General features: G+C 66.0%; 15 protein-coding genes. 5 read left to right on the top strand and 10 right to left on the bottom strand.

Annotated features, from left to right (window positions below):
- Positions 1–53: 53 nt before the first annotated feature.
- The gene (locus AB0L58_RS33305; protein WP_364393161.1) at positions 54–1,181 is read right to left on the bottom strand and encodes a GDSL-type esterase/lipase family protein; all 1,128 of its coding nucleotides are present in this window, start codon (positions 1,179–1,181) and stop codon (positions 54–56) included.
- Positions 1,182–1,291: 110 nt separating this feature from the next.
- On the opposite strand from AB0L58_RS33305, the gene AB0L58_RS33300 reads away from it, so the two are divergent.
- Positions 1,292–1,765 carry a MarR family transcriptional regulator gene (locus AB0L58_RS33300; protein WP_364393158.1) on the top strand — a complete coding sequence of 158 codons (474 nt, stop codon included), beginning with the start codon at positions 1,292–1,294 and terminating at the stop codon, positions 1,763–1,765.
- A gap of 146 nt (positions 1,766–1,911) precedes the next feature.
- Positions 1,912–2,088: a hypothetical protein gene (locus tag AB0L58_RS33295; protein WP_364393156.1), complete on the top strand. Its 177-nt coding sequence runs from the start codon at positions 1,912–1,914 to the stop codon at positions 2,086–2,088.
- Between the two features lie 3 nt (positions 2,089–2,091).
- On the opposite strand, the gene AB0L58_RS33290 is transcribed toward AB0L58_RS33295, so the two are convergent.
- Complete coding sequence (locus AB0L58_RS33290) at positions 2,092–3,042, bottom strand: YafY family protein (RefSeq protein WP_364393153.1); 951 nt, start codon at positions 3,040–3,042, stop codon at positions 2,092–2,094.
- A 63-nt stretch (positions 3,043–3,105) separates the two neighbouring features.
- Between AB0L58_RS33290 and AB0L58_RS33285 the strand changes: the two genes are divergently transcribed.
- Both AB0L58_RS33285 and AB0L58_RS33280 read left to right on the top strand, forming a co-directional pair.
- On the top strand, positions 3,106–4,260 hold the full coding sequence (locus tag AB0L58_RS33285) for an epoxide hydrolase family protein (RefSeq protein WP_364393151.1): 1,155 nt from the start codon (positions 3,106–3,108) through the stop codon (positions 4,258–4,260).
- 86 nt (positions 4,261–4,346) lie between these two features.
- Positions 4,347–4,499, top strand: coding sequence for a hypothetical protein (locus tag AB0L58_RS33280; protein ID WP_364393148.1), 153 nt, complete (start codon positions 4,347–4,349; stop codon positions 4,497–4,499).
- 3 nt (positions 4,500–4,502) lie between these two features.
- On the opposite strand, the gene AB0L58_RS33275 is transcribed toward AB0L58_RS33280, so the two are convergent.
- From AB0L58_RS33275 to AB0L58_RS33260, 4 genes are all read right to left on the bottom strand, one after another.
- A complete protein-coding gene (locus AB0L58_RS33275; RefSeq protein WP_364393210.1) occupies positions 4,503–6,443 on the bottom strand; it encodes a 5-oxoprolinase/urea amidolyase family protein in 1,941 nt (646 codons plus the stop codon).
- Between the two features lie 248 nt (positions 6,444–6,691).
- The gene (locus AB0L58_RS33270; protein ID WP_364393146.1) at positions 6,692–7,312 is read right to left on the bottom strand and encodes an urea amidolyase associated protein UAAP2; all 621 of its coding nucleotides are present in this window, start codon (positions 7,310–7,312) and stop codon (positions 6,692–6,694) included.
- A complete protein-coding gene (locus AB0L58_RS33265; protein WP_364393143.1) occupies positions 7,309–8,058 on the bottom strand; it encodes an urea amidolyase associated protein UAAP1 in 750 nt (249 codons plus the stop codon). Before AB0L58_RS33265 ends, AB0L58_RS33270 begins: the two co-directional genes overlap by 4 nt.
- A gap of 285 nt (positions 8,059–8,343) precedes the next feature.
- Positions 8,344–9,879, bottom strand: a complete 1,536-nt coding sequence (locus tag AB0L58_RS33260; protein ID WP_364393141.1) for an amino acid permease — start codon at positions 9,877–9,879, stop codon at positions 8,344–8,346.
- 232 nt (positions 9,880–10,111) lie between these two features.
- On the opposite strand from AB0L58_RS33260, the gene AB0L58_RS33255 reads away from it, so the two are divergent.
- Positions 10,112–10,768 carry a helix-turn-helix domain-containing protein gene (locus tag AB0L58_RS33255; protein ID WP_364393139.1) on the top strand — a complete coding sequence of 219 codons (657 nt, stop codon included), beginning with the start codon at positions 10,112–10,114 and terminating at the stop codon, positions 10,766–10,768.
- Position 10,769: 1 nt separating this feature from the next.
- On the opposite strand, the gene AB0L58_RS33250 is transcribed toward AB0L58_RS33255, so the two are convergent.
- From AB0L58_RS33250 to AB0L58_RS33235, 4 genes are all read right to left on the bottom strand, one after another.
- Positions 10,770–12,293, bottom strand: a complete 1,524-nt coding sequence (locus AB0L58_RS33250; RefSeq protein ID WP_364393208.1) for a TerD family protein — start codon at positions 12,291–12,293, stop codon at positions 10,770–10,772.
- Between the two features lie 63 nt (positions 12,294–12,356).
- The gene (locus tag AB0L58_RS33245; RefSeq protein WP_364393137.1) at positions 12,357–12,887 is read right to left on the bottom strand and encodes a hypothetical protein; all 531 of its coding nucleotides are present in this window, start codon (positions 12,885–12,887) and stop codon (positions 12,357–12,359) included.
- Positions 12,888–12,966: 79 nt separating this feature from the next.
- Entirely contained in the window at positions 12,967–13,767 is an 801-nt protein-coding gene (locus tag AB0L58_RS33240) for a family 1 encapsulin nanocompartment shell protein (protein WP_364393134.1), read from the bottom strand.
- Complete coding sequence (locus AB0L58_RS33235) at positions 13,767–14,792, bottom strand: Dyp-type peroxidase (protein ID WP_364393131.1); 1,026 nt, start codon at positions 14,790–14,792, stop codon at positions 13,767–13,769. Before AB0L58_RS33235 ends, AB0L58_RS33240 begins: the two co-directional genes overlap by 1 nt.
- Between the last annotated feature and the right edge of the window lie 38 nt (positions 14,793–14,830).

Below are 14,830 nucleotides of genomic sequence, written 5' to 3'. Positions count from 1 at the left end.
GCGGCGGTCGAAAAGGTGCGCGGCGTGGTCTCCGTCGTCGACCGAATGGGGAACTAGTCGGTAAGGCCTGGTATGGACATGGTCGCCCCCATGATGCGGTGCCCTGCATCGTTCAAATGCAGACCGTCGCCGCTGTCCAGATCGGGTCGAATGAAGTCGGGATCACTCGGATCTTCGACAGCGGCAGCCACATCGAACACCGCGTCGAAAACCCGGGTGGTGCGGAGCCATTCGTTGACCGCACGGCGTACCACCCGCCCTTCGGCGACATTGAGGTCCGGATAGATGACGCCGGCGAAGGGGCCGATGGTGTTGGCGTACACCGCGAGTCCGGCCGCATGCGCACGTCCGGCCAACTGTCTGAAACCGGCGATGAGCGCATCGGCCGACGATGTGCTGTTATCGAGGATCAGATCGTTGATACCGAAGTTCAGCACGACGTGGGTCACGCCGGGCACCGCGAGCACATCGCGATCGAAACGGGCCAGGCCGCGTTCGCCGATCTGGTCCGTCAGCAAACGGGTCCCGCCGATGCCCTGATTGAGAACCCAACCGCTGGTGAGACGTGCATCGAGAACGTCGACCGAACGATGGTTCGCACCCGGGGTCGATCCGACCCCTTCGAACCAGGAGTCGCCGAAGGCGACGATGATCGGGTCATTCGTCGAGGTGAGCACGTCGACGCCGGTCACATAGAAGCGCGAGGTGGTCTCCTCCGCATCGGACAGCGCGACAGCGGCGACCTGATCACCGGGGGCTATGAAACTCGATTCCATCGGTAGATGCGAAAAGGGCGCCAGGCCGGTCTCTTCCGGCAGGTGAACGCTCAGCGCCAGATCCATACCCGCCGTCGTGACGAAATCGACCGGGTCGCTGACGATATCGGTTCCCGCCGGAATGGTCACCTGTGCCTTGCCGTCGAAGCGCAACTCGGTATCGGTCTCCGCGACGATCTCGGCCCCGGACTTGCGCACCGCGATCCGGGCTGCGCCGATGGTCACCGGTGTCGAGCCGTAGCGATTCGTCAGTCGCACCCGCAGTTGCTCGCCGCCGCCGACCAGGTGCAGCACTTGTCGCACCGTCTCATCGGCGAAGCCGCGCGGCTCGGCCAAGCGAATCCGTTCGGTGGGGTCGACAAGCGTGGAGCGGAAGCCCGCGACCCAGCGCGAAGAGGTAGTCATCGGATTCTCCATTTAGTTGCGATGAGGAATATTGCGATGACAACAATCTAGCGCATATGTTCCGCATGTCAACTATCCCCACAGCAACTATCTCCGCTAAGCTCGCCAGCGTGGACGCAGAACTCTTCGACGATCCCAGGCTCACCACCATGGGCCTGCTCTACGAGGCGTACGACGGCCTGACCCGAAAGCTGGAACCGACCTGGAAGAAACACGGCCTGTCCGGCCTCGATGTCAACGCGCTCATGCGCCTGAGCCGCTCACCGGACCGTCGCCTGCGGATGACCGACCTCGCCGCCCAGACCAACCTGTCCACCAGTGGCGTCACCCGACTGGTGGACCGCCTGCAGCGCAACGGTTTCGTGCGCCGCGAACTCGACTCGGTGGACCGCCGCAGCTCCTACACCGTGCTCACCGCCGCCGGTGCGACCCGCTTGGCCCGCGTACTCCCCGATTACCTCGAGGTCATCGAGCGCTGGTTCACCGGTCTGCTGCCCCCCGACCAACTCGATGCCTTCGTCGCCGGTCTGCGCACCATTCGCGACCAGGTGAGCCCGGAAGCCACTGCGCGCGAAGCCGACTGAAATCTCGGGGGTGTCGGTGTCGGTTGTTGGGTTGCGGGCATGACGATCACGACGCATATCAACCCCGAAACCTTGCCGAGCAATCCGGCTTTCACCCAGGTGGTACGGGTTTCGGCGAGGCAGCGGGCGCGGCCATCGAGCACGTCGTGAAGTGGACGATTCTGATCGTCGACGGCCACCCGTTGCAGGACGGATTCGCGGCATTCGGCGACGTGTGGGGGCGACGGCCGAATCCGCCCGCCAGCACCGTCGCAAAGGTGGCCGGACTCGTCGTGCCAGGCGCGGTGGTCGAGATCGAGGCGGTCGCCGCCGTTCCGGGGTGACCGCTAGTCGATCGCCGCGGTGAGGCGATCGGTGAGTTCACGGATATGGGCGATCAGTTCGGGAGGTTCGTGGATCCGGCAGGCGAAGCCGAAAATCGCTATGTAGACGGCGAGCTCGTCCAGGGAGTTCGCCCCCGTTCGGAGTACGCAGGTTCGGTCGTCGAGGGCCTCGATGACGCCGACGGTCGGCGCAATGCGTTCGGCGGCGACCTGGGCGGGCACGTACAGGGTGACGCGGGCGGCGTAGCGGTAGGGCGAAGTTGTGGTGCCGCTGGTGATGTAGTGCGCCAGGTCGGTCTCGGGTGGTTCGCGCGGGGTGAAGCGAGGGCCGGTGGGAATGCGGGGCTGCAGCCGGTCGACGCGGTAGGTGCGCCAGTCCGCGCGGTCGTTATCCCAGCCGATGAGGTACCAGTGCCGACCGGTGTGCACCAGGCGGTGCGGTTCGGTGCTGCGCAATGCGGTTGTGCCGCTGTGGGTTCGGTAGTCGAAGCGCAGGCGGTGATTGTCGCGGATGGCGCCCGCGACGGCGGTCAGCACCTCGGGATCGACGGTGGATCCGGCGGAAGGCACTGTGACGGTGACCGATTGCAGCAGACTGACCCGGTGCCGCAGCCGTGACGGCAGCACCTGCTCCAGTTTGGTGAGTGCGCGCAGCGAGCTGTCCTCGATGCCCGCGATGGTGCCGCCCGCCGCGGTGCGCAGTCCGACGGCCACGGCCACTGCCTCATCGTCGTCCAGCAGCAGTGGCGGCAGTTTCGCACCCGCGCCGAGGCGGTATCCCGCGACACCGGCGGTCGCGTCCACCGGATAACCGAGATTGCGCAGCTTATCGATATCGCGGCGCACCGTGCGCACATCGACCTCGAGGCGTTCGGCGAGTTCGGTGCCGGTCCAGTCGCGAGGCGTCTGCAACAGCGACAGCAGTCGCAGCAGGCGCGCGGAGGTTTCCAACATGTCCGAAAGTCTGCCGCACACCTAGGGCCGAAGCTGTCCTAGGTGCCGCATAACGTGGTTCTCATGAGCACAGAGATCATCCCGTTCCGTATCGAAATCCCCCAGCAACAGCTCGATGACCTGCGCAATCGTCTCGACAACGCGCGCTGGCCCGCACCGCTGCCCGGCGACGGCTGGGATATCGGTGTGCCGACCACCTGGCTGCGCGAACTGGTCGACTACTGGCGCACCGGCTACGACTGGCGCGCCGCCGAGGCCCAGCTCAACACCTATCCGCAATTCACCACCGAGATCGACGGACAGCGCATCCACTTCCTGCACGTCCGCTCGCCCGAGCCCGATGCCCTGCCGCTGCTGATGACGCACGGCTGGCCCGGTTCGGTCGTCGAATTCCTCGACGTGATCGGACCGCTCACCGACCCGCGCGCACACGGCGGCGATCCCGCCGACGCCTTCCATCTGGTCATTCCGTCGCTGCCGGGCTTCGGCTTCTCCGGACCGGTCACCGAGGTGGGCTGGACCACAGCGAAGATCGGCGCGGCATGGGCGGAACTCATGCACCGGCTCGGCTACGAACGCTATGGCACCCAGGGAGGCGATATCGGCGCGGCGGTCAGTCCGGAGGTGGGCCGCGCCGCGCCGGAGCATGTTGTCGGCATACACGCCAACGGCGGTCCCGATCCGCTCCCCACACAACAACTTTCCGAGGACGAGCTGGCGAGCCTGACGGAGCTGGAACGGGACCGGATCCGGCGCATCGAGGCGTTCATGCGGGAGGAGTTCGGCTATATCGCCATTCAGTCCACCCGTCCGCAGACCTTGGCGTACGGATTGGTGGATTCGCCGGTCGGCCAGCTCGCCTGGATCATGGACAAGTTCCGCGAGTGGACCTATCCGCGAAATGTGGACCCGGACAAGATTATCGACCGGGACCGGCTGCTGACGAATGTGATGCTGTACTGGCTCAACGGCACTGCGGGCTCGGCCGCCTACGTCGGTTACGCACAGCGCGCCAGCTGGGGCGTAACCAAGTCGAATTCCGGTGTGCCGACCGCATCCCTGGTCTTCGCCCACGACGTCGTTATTCGCCGTTACTGCGAGACCCAGAACACCATCACCCGCTGGACCGATGTGGATCGCGGCGGACATTTCGCGGCCCTGGAGGAACCGGTACTCCTGACCGACGATATCCGCGAGTTCTTCCGCGACCTGCGCTGAGAACGCGGGCCTGTTCCGGCATGTCGAGGCCGGAGCAGGCCCACAATGGATGGCAGCACGACGGTGGCAATGCAGAGGTGGGCGCCATGAGTGAGCCGAGAAGGATTACTCAGGAACATCGGGAAGAGTTCTGGCGGCGCTGCGGCTGGGCACCGGAGCTGCCGATGGCGGAACGCCGCCATATCGAGGAACTCTGGGATGACGAGTCCATCGATACCGCGGAGCTGTTCGGCTGGTAGTGATCAAGCGGTGAGTTCACCAGCCTGGCGCCAGGAGTCGCGTTCGGCGGCAAAGGCTTCGGCCTGTACCGCGCGGAATTCATCGATGGATTCGGCATTGTCGGACAGAAACCTCCGATAGTCGGCGAGCGCGAACGCACCGTCCTCGGCCTGCACCTGGACCTTGCCCGCCGCGAAATCGGCACGCAGGTCGAGGAGTTCATCGGCTTCGACCGGATACCAGCGGATCCGGTCGAAATAGCGCAGCAACCAGGGGGATTCGTCACCCGCGGTACCCGAATGACGATGGTTCCAGACTTGGGTTGTGCGGCCGACGAATTGGTAGCCGCCGGGACCTTCCATCCCATAGATGCACAGGTACGCGCCGCCGATGCCGACGGCGTTCTCGGGGGTCCAGGTGCGGGCCGGGTTGTACTTCGTGGTGACAAGCCGGTGGCGTGGATCGGTCGGGGTGGCAACAGGCGCGCCGAGGTAGACATCGCCGAGACCGAGCACCAGGTACTCGGCCCCGAAGACGGTGTCGTAAACGTCCTGTACCGAAGCCAATCCGTTCATGCGCCGGATGAATTCGATATTCCACGGGCACCAGGGCGCGTCGGCTCGCACGCCGTGCATGTAGCGGGTGATCGCCTCCCTGGTGGACGGATCGTCCCAGGACAGCGGGAGCCGTACGGTACGGCTCGGCACGACGAGCTGATCCGAGGCGGGAATGTGCCGTTCGGCCTCGGTCAGCACATCGAGCAATGCGGCAACGGGCAGGACGCCGGGATCGACCCGGATCTGCAGTGAGCGGACACCCGGCGTCAACTCGGTAACACCGCGCACACCGACCGCGAGCAGATGCTGATGCAGCGCGTGCACGCGGGCGCGTAGACCGAGATCCAGTGTCATGGTGCCGTATTCGACGAGCACGCCGTCATCGCCCTGACGGCGGTAGGTCACCCCGGTCGTGTCGTCGACGTCGGTGCGGCGCAGTACACCGTCATCACCGTCGCCGCCGGGGGAGAGCACGGTGGGCCAGGCGGCGCGTCGAGCGGGACCGAGTTCGCGGATCGAGGCGGCGCGATCGCTGCGGATCGGCACGAAGCGCACCGCGTCGCCGGGGGCGAGCTGGCCGAGTTTCCAGCGGTCGGCGGCGACCACGGTCACCGGGCAGACGAAGCCGCCGAGGCTGGGTCCATCGGGGCCGAGCAGGATCGGTGTATCGCCGGTGAAGTCCAGTGCCCCCACCGAATACGGGGTGTCGTGGATATTGGACGGGTGCAGTCCGGCTTCGCCGCCATCGGTTCTGGCCCATTCGGGTTTCGGGCCGATCAGTCGGACACCGGTGCGATCGGAATTGAAATGCACCTGGTAGTCGGTGTCGACAATCGTGTCGAAGTCATGTCGGGTGAAGAACTCCGGTGCGCCGTGCGGACCTTCGGTGACAGCCAATTCCCACCGCCGGGTCAGAACCGGCTGCTCCTCCATCGGCACCGCGGCCGCCACCCGACCCCGGCGCGCACCGAGCGGCAGCATTTCACCGGCACGCAATGCACTACCCGCGCTGCCACCGAACTTGCCGAGCGTGAATGTGGCCGCGCTGCCCAGATATTCGGGCAGCTGAATACCGCCCGCGATCAGCACATAGCAGCGCATGCCCGGTCCGTGCACTGCACCGATATCGAGCGTGCCGTCCGCCGGAACCAGCACCGTTCGCCACTGCTGGACGCGGATCCCGTTCATGGTGACATCGGTCGGCGCACCGGTGACGCACACCCAGGTCGGCGCGGAAAACCTCAGCGCGGGACCGCCGAGTGTGCACTCGAGGCCCGCGGCGCCCTCGGCATTGCCCAGTACGCGGTTGCCCAGCCGGAACGACAGATCGTCCATCGGTCCCGATGGCGGAACTCCGATGTGCCAGTACCCGACTCGCCCCGGCCAGTCCTGCACCGTCGTCAGCATGCCCGGCCGCAGTACCTCGATGCGTGCGGTGGCGTCGCCGAAGTTCCCGCCGACCGAACCGGCCGAGTCCGGCCGACGGCACGTGCCGTTCTCGGCGGATCCCGCAGCGGCAGTTGTGATCTCGAACGTATCCGCGGCTTCGATGCCTACATTTGCCCTGAGCTCTTCCCGGGTGTTGTCCCGGCTGATCGAATGGTTGTCGGTCGGCAGGTCCGACGATCCGACCCGACTCGGCGCACCGGTCACAATCATCGGCTCACCACCATCCGCACCGGTGTCGGATCGAAGCCGTTGCAGGGGTTGTTGATCTGCGGGCAATTCGACACCAGGACCAACGTGTCGATGTCGGCACGCAGCGTGACTTTCTTTCCCGGAGCGGACAATCCGTCGACGATGCCCAGGGTGCCGTCGGCCTCGACCGGGACATTCATGAACCAGTTGATATTCGACACCAGATCACGTTTGCCCAGGCCCCATTTCAGCGCCTCGGCGAGGAAGTTCTCCACACAGGCGTGCTGATGGCGGGTGTGATGGCCGTAGCGCAACGTATTGGACTCCTGGGAGCAGGCGCCCGCGATGGTGTCGTGGTTGCCGACCTCGTCGGCGAGCACGGTCATGAGTGCGGTGCCCGCGTCGGTGCGGAGCACACTGCCGGTGCCGAGGAAGATATTGCGCTGTGCGGTAACGGTCGCCTGCGCGCTATAGCGGTCGGTGTGATCGGCCGCCGAGTAGAGCAGGCAATCCACCGCCTGATTGCCGTGCAGGTCGATGATTTCGAGTTGGTCGCCCGCGCGTACCACGGCCGACCATGGCGCACAGGCCGGCACGGTTTCGTCGAGCACGATGGTGCGGGTCGGTGCCGAGATCATGCCCCTACCTCCAGAGTCGCGGCCGTCCAGGCCTGTTCGGTGTTCTCGACCGCCCGCACATACTCCGGATCCGAATTATGCGGCACGGCAAGCTCTTCCGCGGCAGACCAAGCGATGATGTCGAGATCTGTTACGGGTCGCTCATCGAGCGGGTGGGTGGCGTCGGCGACGAGCAGCACCACCGGCAGATGGATGAGCAGGTCGACCGAGGCGCCGGCGCCCGCGCTCCCGGTGGCGGACAGTGCGCCGTCGGATCCGACGCGGACGCCGCGGAAGAAGGACACGGTCGGCGCGATATCCCGCGGCGTGAGTCCCTGCTTGGCGCCCGCGAGCCGAAGCAGCGCACGGCCTTCGGGCGTCGTGCCGCACAGGGTGTCGTGCCGGCCGGAGGTGTCGGCGACAATGGTGGCCAGCACCCGGCCCTGATCCGAGAGCAACGGATGTCCGGTCCCCAGATAGGCCTGCCACGGCACCTTCACCGTATCGGCCACATTCAGCCGCTCCCACGGCGCGTCGGCCCGCAACATCAACAGGTGTGCGCACGCTGCTCCGGCGGGATCGCGCAGGCGCAGTCTGGTCCCGCGACCGAGCACGACATTCGCGTATCCACCGGCCGGAATGCGTTGGGCGAAGGTGATCTTCGCCGCCGCGACGTCATCCGGCAGTTCCGGTCCGGCGATGGTCGCGGCGGCTGCTTGAGACCTCGCGTGCGCCCGCGCTCCGGTGGTGGAGTCTGTTCTGGTCATCGATGAGTTCCCTGAGGTCGTAGGTGTCTTGGGTTGGCGTCCCGGATGCCCAGGGCGGCTGGCCGATGGTTATTCCGGTCCGCTCGCTGATTGCGAGCTTGTTGCGGGTCGTCGCTGTTCAGGGATCTGTCGGCGGGGTTGTCCACGGGCTCGAACTACGGTGTCGGTTGCGTGGTGCTCGGCGGGTGTTGTCCGGTGCGACGTGGTCGGTACGTAGTCATCCGGCGCGCCACTGGGTTGGACGGTGTGCGGTGGTGCCGGCAACACCACCGCACACCCCCCTCATCAGGCCGGTTGGATCGCGGGTTCGAGGCTTTCAGTGCTCGGCTTCGCATTGACGATGCGATGCACGACAACTCCGACGGCAACCACGATCACCACGAAAAGCGGTGCGGCCCAGAGCATCCACCAGCTACCACCATTGGGCGTGTAGACCTCGGCGCGCGGCCAGGCCAGGTTCACCGCCATCGCGACGCCCCAGACGACAGCGAGCGCGTTGATCGGGATTCCGAAGCGACCCAGGCTGAACAGTCCGGCGGCACCGCTGTCCCACCCCCGGCTTCGCCGCACCAGCAGCGGCACGGTGACCAGCAGATACGCCAGATAGAGCGTCACGATGCAGACGCTGGCCAGGGTGGCGAAGATCGCCGCATTGCCGAGGTTGAGCACTAGCAGGCCGATACCGAGCACACCGATGATTACGGCGGGCAGCACCGGGGTGCCGAAGCGCGGATGCACCACGGCCAGGCGGCGGGCGAAGGGCAGCTTGCCGTCCCGCGCCATCGAGAACATCAGTCGCGAGCCTGCGGTCTGAATTGCCAAGGTGCACACTGTGATCGCCACCGCGACACAGCCGAGCAGCACCTTGCCCGCCGGGCTGTCGAGCTTCGAGGTGAGCACGTAGGCCAGGCCCTCGGTGCCCAGCGAACCGTCATCCAGGCTCGGCGCCGCCATCAGCGCACCGAGCAGCAGCAGTCCACCGCCGAGTGCGGAGACCGCGAGCGCGGTCAGAATGGTGCGCGGCGCGACCCGGCGCGGATTCTTGGTTTCCTCGGAAAGCTCTCCGGCGGAATCGAATCCGACCATCACATAGGCGGCCATGAGACCGGAGACGAGGAACGCCGCCCAATACGGTCCGGTTGCCGCCTGATCGGTCTGCAGCACCACGCCCGGCCCGCGCTCGGTATGGGTGAAGAACAGGGCGATGATGGCCAGCACGCCGACGATCTCCACGGTGACACCGATCGAATTGATCCGCGCCATCAGATCGATGCCGATCACATTGATCACCGTGGTGAGCACCAGCAGGATGCTGCCGAGCAGTACTGCATTGGTGGCGCCGGAGGTCGAGGTGAGCGCGGTATCGTCGCCGACGATCTGGAATCCGCTCCAGATCGATGGCAGTACCACCTGCAGCGCGATCGCCGCGGCGGCGGCCGTGACGATCTGTGCGATGACCATCATCCACCCGGCGAACCAGCCGACGACTTCGCCGCCGAGCCGACGCGACCACTGGTAGATGCAGCCCGAAATCGGATAGCGCGCGGCCAGTTCGGCGAAGTTCAGCGCGACCAGGAACTGCCCGACGAACACAATGGGCCAGGTCCAGAAGAACGCGGCCCCACCGAACGAATAGCCGAAGCCGAAGAACTGGAAGATCGTGGTGAGAATCGAGACGAAAGAGAATCCGGCCGCGAATGAGGCGTAGCGGCCCAGCTTGCGGTGTAGCACCGGCTGATAGCCGAATCCGGCCAGGTCGGCATTGTCCTGGTTGGCGGGCGGTGGGAGGACGGGGGCGGGGGAATCGACTCTGGTGGCCATGGGGGTTCCTTCGCGAGCGGCCAATACCTATCGAATGACAGTTTTGCGTTCACGATCGCGCTTTCGGTGACCCCCGTGTATCGCTTCCGGGAACGCCGGTAACTTCTGCGTTGCCTGGATTTCTGTCGGATGACAGAAACCTCACACCTGGGCGATCGCGTTGGAAACATCAGACCGGTCTGATTGGTATGGCGGCGGTCGAGCATATCGGCGGCGGTGTCAGAATGGCGTCGTGGCAAATCTCGGTCCCGGCCGTCCCCGTCTCGACCAGCGGCCCCGGCGCGGTCGGACGCCGCGCGCCGAGATCCTCGACGCCGCCGGAGAGCTGTTCACCACCAATGGCTATGCCAATACCTCGACGCGGGCGGTCGCGGATGCGGTCGGTATTCGGCAGGCCTCGCTCTATCACCACTTCGCCGCCAAGGACGACATCCTCGACGCGCTCCTCGCCGAAACCATCGCGGGCCCCTTGGATCTCGCCGAGCGCCTACGCGAGGTGCCAGCGCCGTCGCACACCCGGTTATATGCGCTGGCCTGGTTCGATGTACGTCAGCTGTGCGCATCGCACTGGAATCTCGGCGCGCTGTACCTACTTCCGGAAGTGCGCACCGAACGCTTCGCGGCCTTTCGGTTGCGCCGCGACGAATTACGCGCGCACTACGAAACCTTGGCCGCGGCGGTCGCTGCCGAGGCGGGTGTGGCAGGGGCCGAGGGCCTGCCGTTCCGGCTCGTCGAGACGGTGATCGGCATCCGCTCGGATGCGGGCAGCGCTCCCGCCCATGCCGAACGCGCCATTCCGGACGCGATCATGCGCATGCTCGGCTGGCGCGGTGATCTGGACGGCCTCCGCGCCGAAGCGACCGCACTCCTGCGGCGTTCGGCTTCCTGAACTAGCCCTTCCCGCGGGTGGCTTTGAACTCGAAGCCCCAGTTGTACATGCGCGCGATCTCGCGCACACCGCCGCCAGGATGCCCCGAGGGTGGTCGGACAAATGTGCCGTCGCGACGAACGATCAACTCGCCGTTGACATTCTCGAGATGGGCGAGGATCACATCGCGCGAATTGTCCTGACAGCCGGTGATGATCATTTCGATCGGCGGCGAGTTCAGCGGATACAGCGTGGCGGTGGACTGCACGCCCTGGAAGTTGTTCGCACCCTCGTAGATCGAGGCGAAGACCAGAATCCGGCGGAACTGCGCGGTGTAGTCGAGATTGATATCGAGATTCTCGCCGGTGGTGCTGCTACCGGTCCGGTCGTCCTGGTCGAGCCGGATGAACGGCGGGCGATCCAACGCGCCGAACGAACGGTCCAGTGCGCGAACGGAGCCGATCCGGCCGTCGGCCAATTCGAAGAAACAGCAGAGATCGAGGTCGAGGGCGTTGGCGCGCTTGCGCCCGAACAGACCACCGCCACCGGTCTGCGCGGTAACCCAATTCAGGTTGACCCGCATGGTTCCCGAGGTCGCACCGTGTTTGGTCAGCGAGACCGTCGGCGCTTCCTTCGTCAGCGAAACCTTGCCGAGGTTGACCGGCGCACCGGGCGCTGCGGCAGGTGCGGCGAATTGATCGGACGCGATCGGCGGTGCATAAGGCTGCGCTGGTTGGTTCGGCGGCGCATACGGCTGCGGCGTCTGGTTCGGCGGTGCGGAGGGCTGCGGAGTTTGGTTCGGTGGGTACGGGTTCTGCGCGTATGGCTGCGCCGTCGGGCTCGCCGGATAAGGCTGCCCCGGATTCGGCGGATACCCGGGCGGTGCCGCGGGGGGATACTGCGGAGGTGCCGCGAACTGCTGCTGCGTGGGCGGTGGCGTGTACTGCTGCTGGGGTGCGGGCGGCGTGTACTGCGGCGGCGGGTAACCCGGTTGCTGCGCCGCGGGCTGCTGTTGCGTCTGCCCCGGCCCCGGATCGTCGACCGAAATCCCGAAATCGGTAGCCAACCCGGCCAACCCGGTCGCATACCCCTGACCGACCGCCCGGAACTTCCACGCCCCTTGCCGTCGATACAACTCTCCGAGCACGAACGCCGTCTCGGTAGTCGCCCCCGTGCTGTCGAACCGCGCCGCCTCCGCGCCGCTCACCGCATCGAGTACCCGCACATAAAGCCCGTGGAACTGCCCGAACGTGCCACCATCGGCGGATGCCGCGATCACAATCTTGTCGATCTGCGATTCGACCTGCGCCAGATTCACCGACAATGTGTCGATGACCGTCGGCCCCGGCCGCTTACCTTCGTGCCGCACCGCGCCGGACGGATGATTCGGCTGGTTGTAGAAGACGAAATCGTTATCCGAGCGCACCTTTCCGGAGACGAGCAACAGCGCGGAGGCATCCGCATCCGGAACCCCTGGACCTGACTGCCACCCCAGTTCGACGCGGACTGAAGACATCGGCACCGCGACATTGGCGCCCTTCATCATCGACACATCTGCCAAGGTATACGACCTGGGCGCGCCCTGTCTCGGTCACCGCGCGCCCCGGCATCAGTGGGTGGGCGGCGCGATTTGCCAGTGCTGTTGCAGCGCACCGGCGATCTCCGGCAGCACCGTGACCGGCACGCGCTTGCGCCGCAGCATTGCCCGGATCTCGTTGACCTGCTCACGTTTACGCATGTCGTACGCGCCCGCGACCGGCCGCCGCACCGGCGGGATGGACAGCAGTACGAGTTCGCCGTGCCGCTCGTCGCCGCCGATCAGATCCAGCGCCAGCGACCAGCGGGCCCGCTCGTCGAGTGCGAACCGTCCGGCCACCACCCGCTCCCAGTCGATACTGGCTTCCCGCCACGGGGTGCGCTGGTAGATCGCCCCCTCGGTGAGCACGACGACATCGCGCCCGAACAGCGCGACCAGCATCGCGATGCCCGCGACCGCACCGGCCAGCAGACCGGTGAAGATCCGGTTGACCCCGAATCCGGACACGATCGCACCACAAACGAGCACGGTGACCGCTATCCCGAGCGTCCCGTACAGCATTGCCCGCCCGGTCGGAACCACACCCGCGCGCACCATCGTCATCTCGACCTCCTGCATACCGCACCCCAACCTAGCCGGTCGGTAGACCGGTGGCTTCCCGATGCGGGCGGGTGCACCGATATCAGGACGCCAGAGCGACCGCCGCCTCGCCGGTGTAGACCAGGAACTGCAGACTCTGCTGGAAATAGAGCTGTACCGATTGCGCGTCGTGGGTCAGGTAGCCGATGGAGAGGTCCTGGCCGAGCCGCAGATCGAAGTCGCCGCCGCGCGTGGTCAGCACGAACGCACCGTCGATGGCCGGCGCCCAGATGATCTCGCCCTCCGGGATGAGGCGTTCGATATGGGTGCGGATCGGGTGACCGTGATCGGAGGTCTCACTGACCGCCGTGTAAAGGTCCGCGCTCAACAGCACCGAATACGGACCGTCGACACCCGCCAGCCGCAGCGCGCTCAGCGCCTGGGCGACGGACTCCGGGACCAGTCGCGGATCGCTGGGCAGCGTGATCGGGGAATTGGACGAACTCGCCCGAATACCGGTGATATTCGCGGCCTGATAGCCCTCGAAAATGGCCCGGTCCTCGGCGAAGGCGATCTTGCGCGCGGCTTCCTTGACCGCATCCAGATCGGTGTCCTGTGCGCCGCGCTCGACATCGTCGAGTTCCTCGCGCGACAACGTGAACAGCACCCGCAACTCGACCAGCGGTGCCACCACGCGCTGGCGGGCCTGCACCCCCTCGTCCGGTGCGGTGATGACGGTGGTTCGGCCGAGGCCGACCGCCGAATAGTCGGTGCCGTGCGGTCCGGACAGATCGACCACCCGGCGACCGGCGATATGGCGCTTGAAGGTGCGCGTCGCCTCTTGTTCGATGGCCGTCCATGCCTCGGCGGTGATCGGCGCGAGTTCGCGATGGAGGTTGTTCACTACTGCATGCTCCTTTTCAACGTGCCGATACCCAGAGAACCGTCACTGCCAACACGATTCGGCGATAAGGATTCCGCGAGCGCTGTCGCGGCGACCTCGGGTGCGTCGGGGAGGTCGTCGAAGAAGTCGAGGGGCGGCGCGAAGAACAGCGTGCCGGTCACCGCGATGGAGAAGTCCAGGATCCGGTCATAGGCCGCCTCCGTCGTCCCGGCGAACATCCGGGACAACATCGTTTCGGTAATGCTCGGCGTCGCCGCGTAGGCGATGTAATACGTGCCGAATTCCCCGTCTTTGACGCTGCCGAAGGGCATATTGGCGCGCAGGATCTTTCGCTCGGTGCCGTCCTCGTCGGTCACGGTATTCACCGCGACGTGTGAATTCGCGGGTTTATCCGTGTCGGACAGCTCGAAATCGTCGAGTTTGGTGCGGCCGATCACCCGCTCCTGCTCCTCGACCGACAGTGCCCGCCACTGCGCCATGGTGTGCAGATACTTCTGCACGATGACGTAACTGCCGCCGGCGAAGTCCGGATCCGCGTCGCCGATAACGGCCGCATCGACGGCCCCGGCGCCCTCCGGATTCTCCGTGCCGTCCACGAAGCCGAGCAGATCACGCTGCTCGAAGTACCGGAACCCGACGGTCTGATCGACAATGGTGACCGCGCCTTCGAGCCGGTCCGCGATCGTCATCGCCAATTCGAAGCAGGCGTCCTGGCTTTCGGACTTGATGTGGAAGAGCAGATCTCCCGGCGTGCTCGGCGCGGTGTGGTGCTTGCCGACGAATTCCGGCAGCACATGCAATTCGGCTGGTCGCGGGCCCGCGAAGAGGCGATCCCATGCGGCCGACCCGATCGATGCGACGCAGGTGAGTCCGGCGCCGGGCAGCCGAAAGCCGACCGAACGACGTAATCCTGGGAGATCGGCGAGCAGGTCGCGCACCGCCGCCTCGCCGTCCTCGTCAATTGTGGCGACGAGGAAGATCGCGGCCGGTGTGAGCGGTTCGAGGATCGGCTGCGGCTCACCCATGCGCTCCACCCTAGAGGGCGGCTGCCGCAAATCGGCCA

Source organism: Nocardia sp. NPDC052112, assembly GCF_040680135.1.
In the GTDB taxonomy this organism is placed as follows: Bacteria; Actinomycetota; Actinomycetes; order Mycobacteriales; family Mycobacteriaceae; genus Nocardia.
This window is presented reverse-complemented; position numbering and strand designations above follow the sequence as displayed.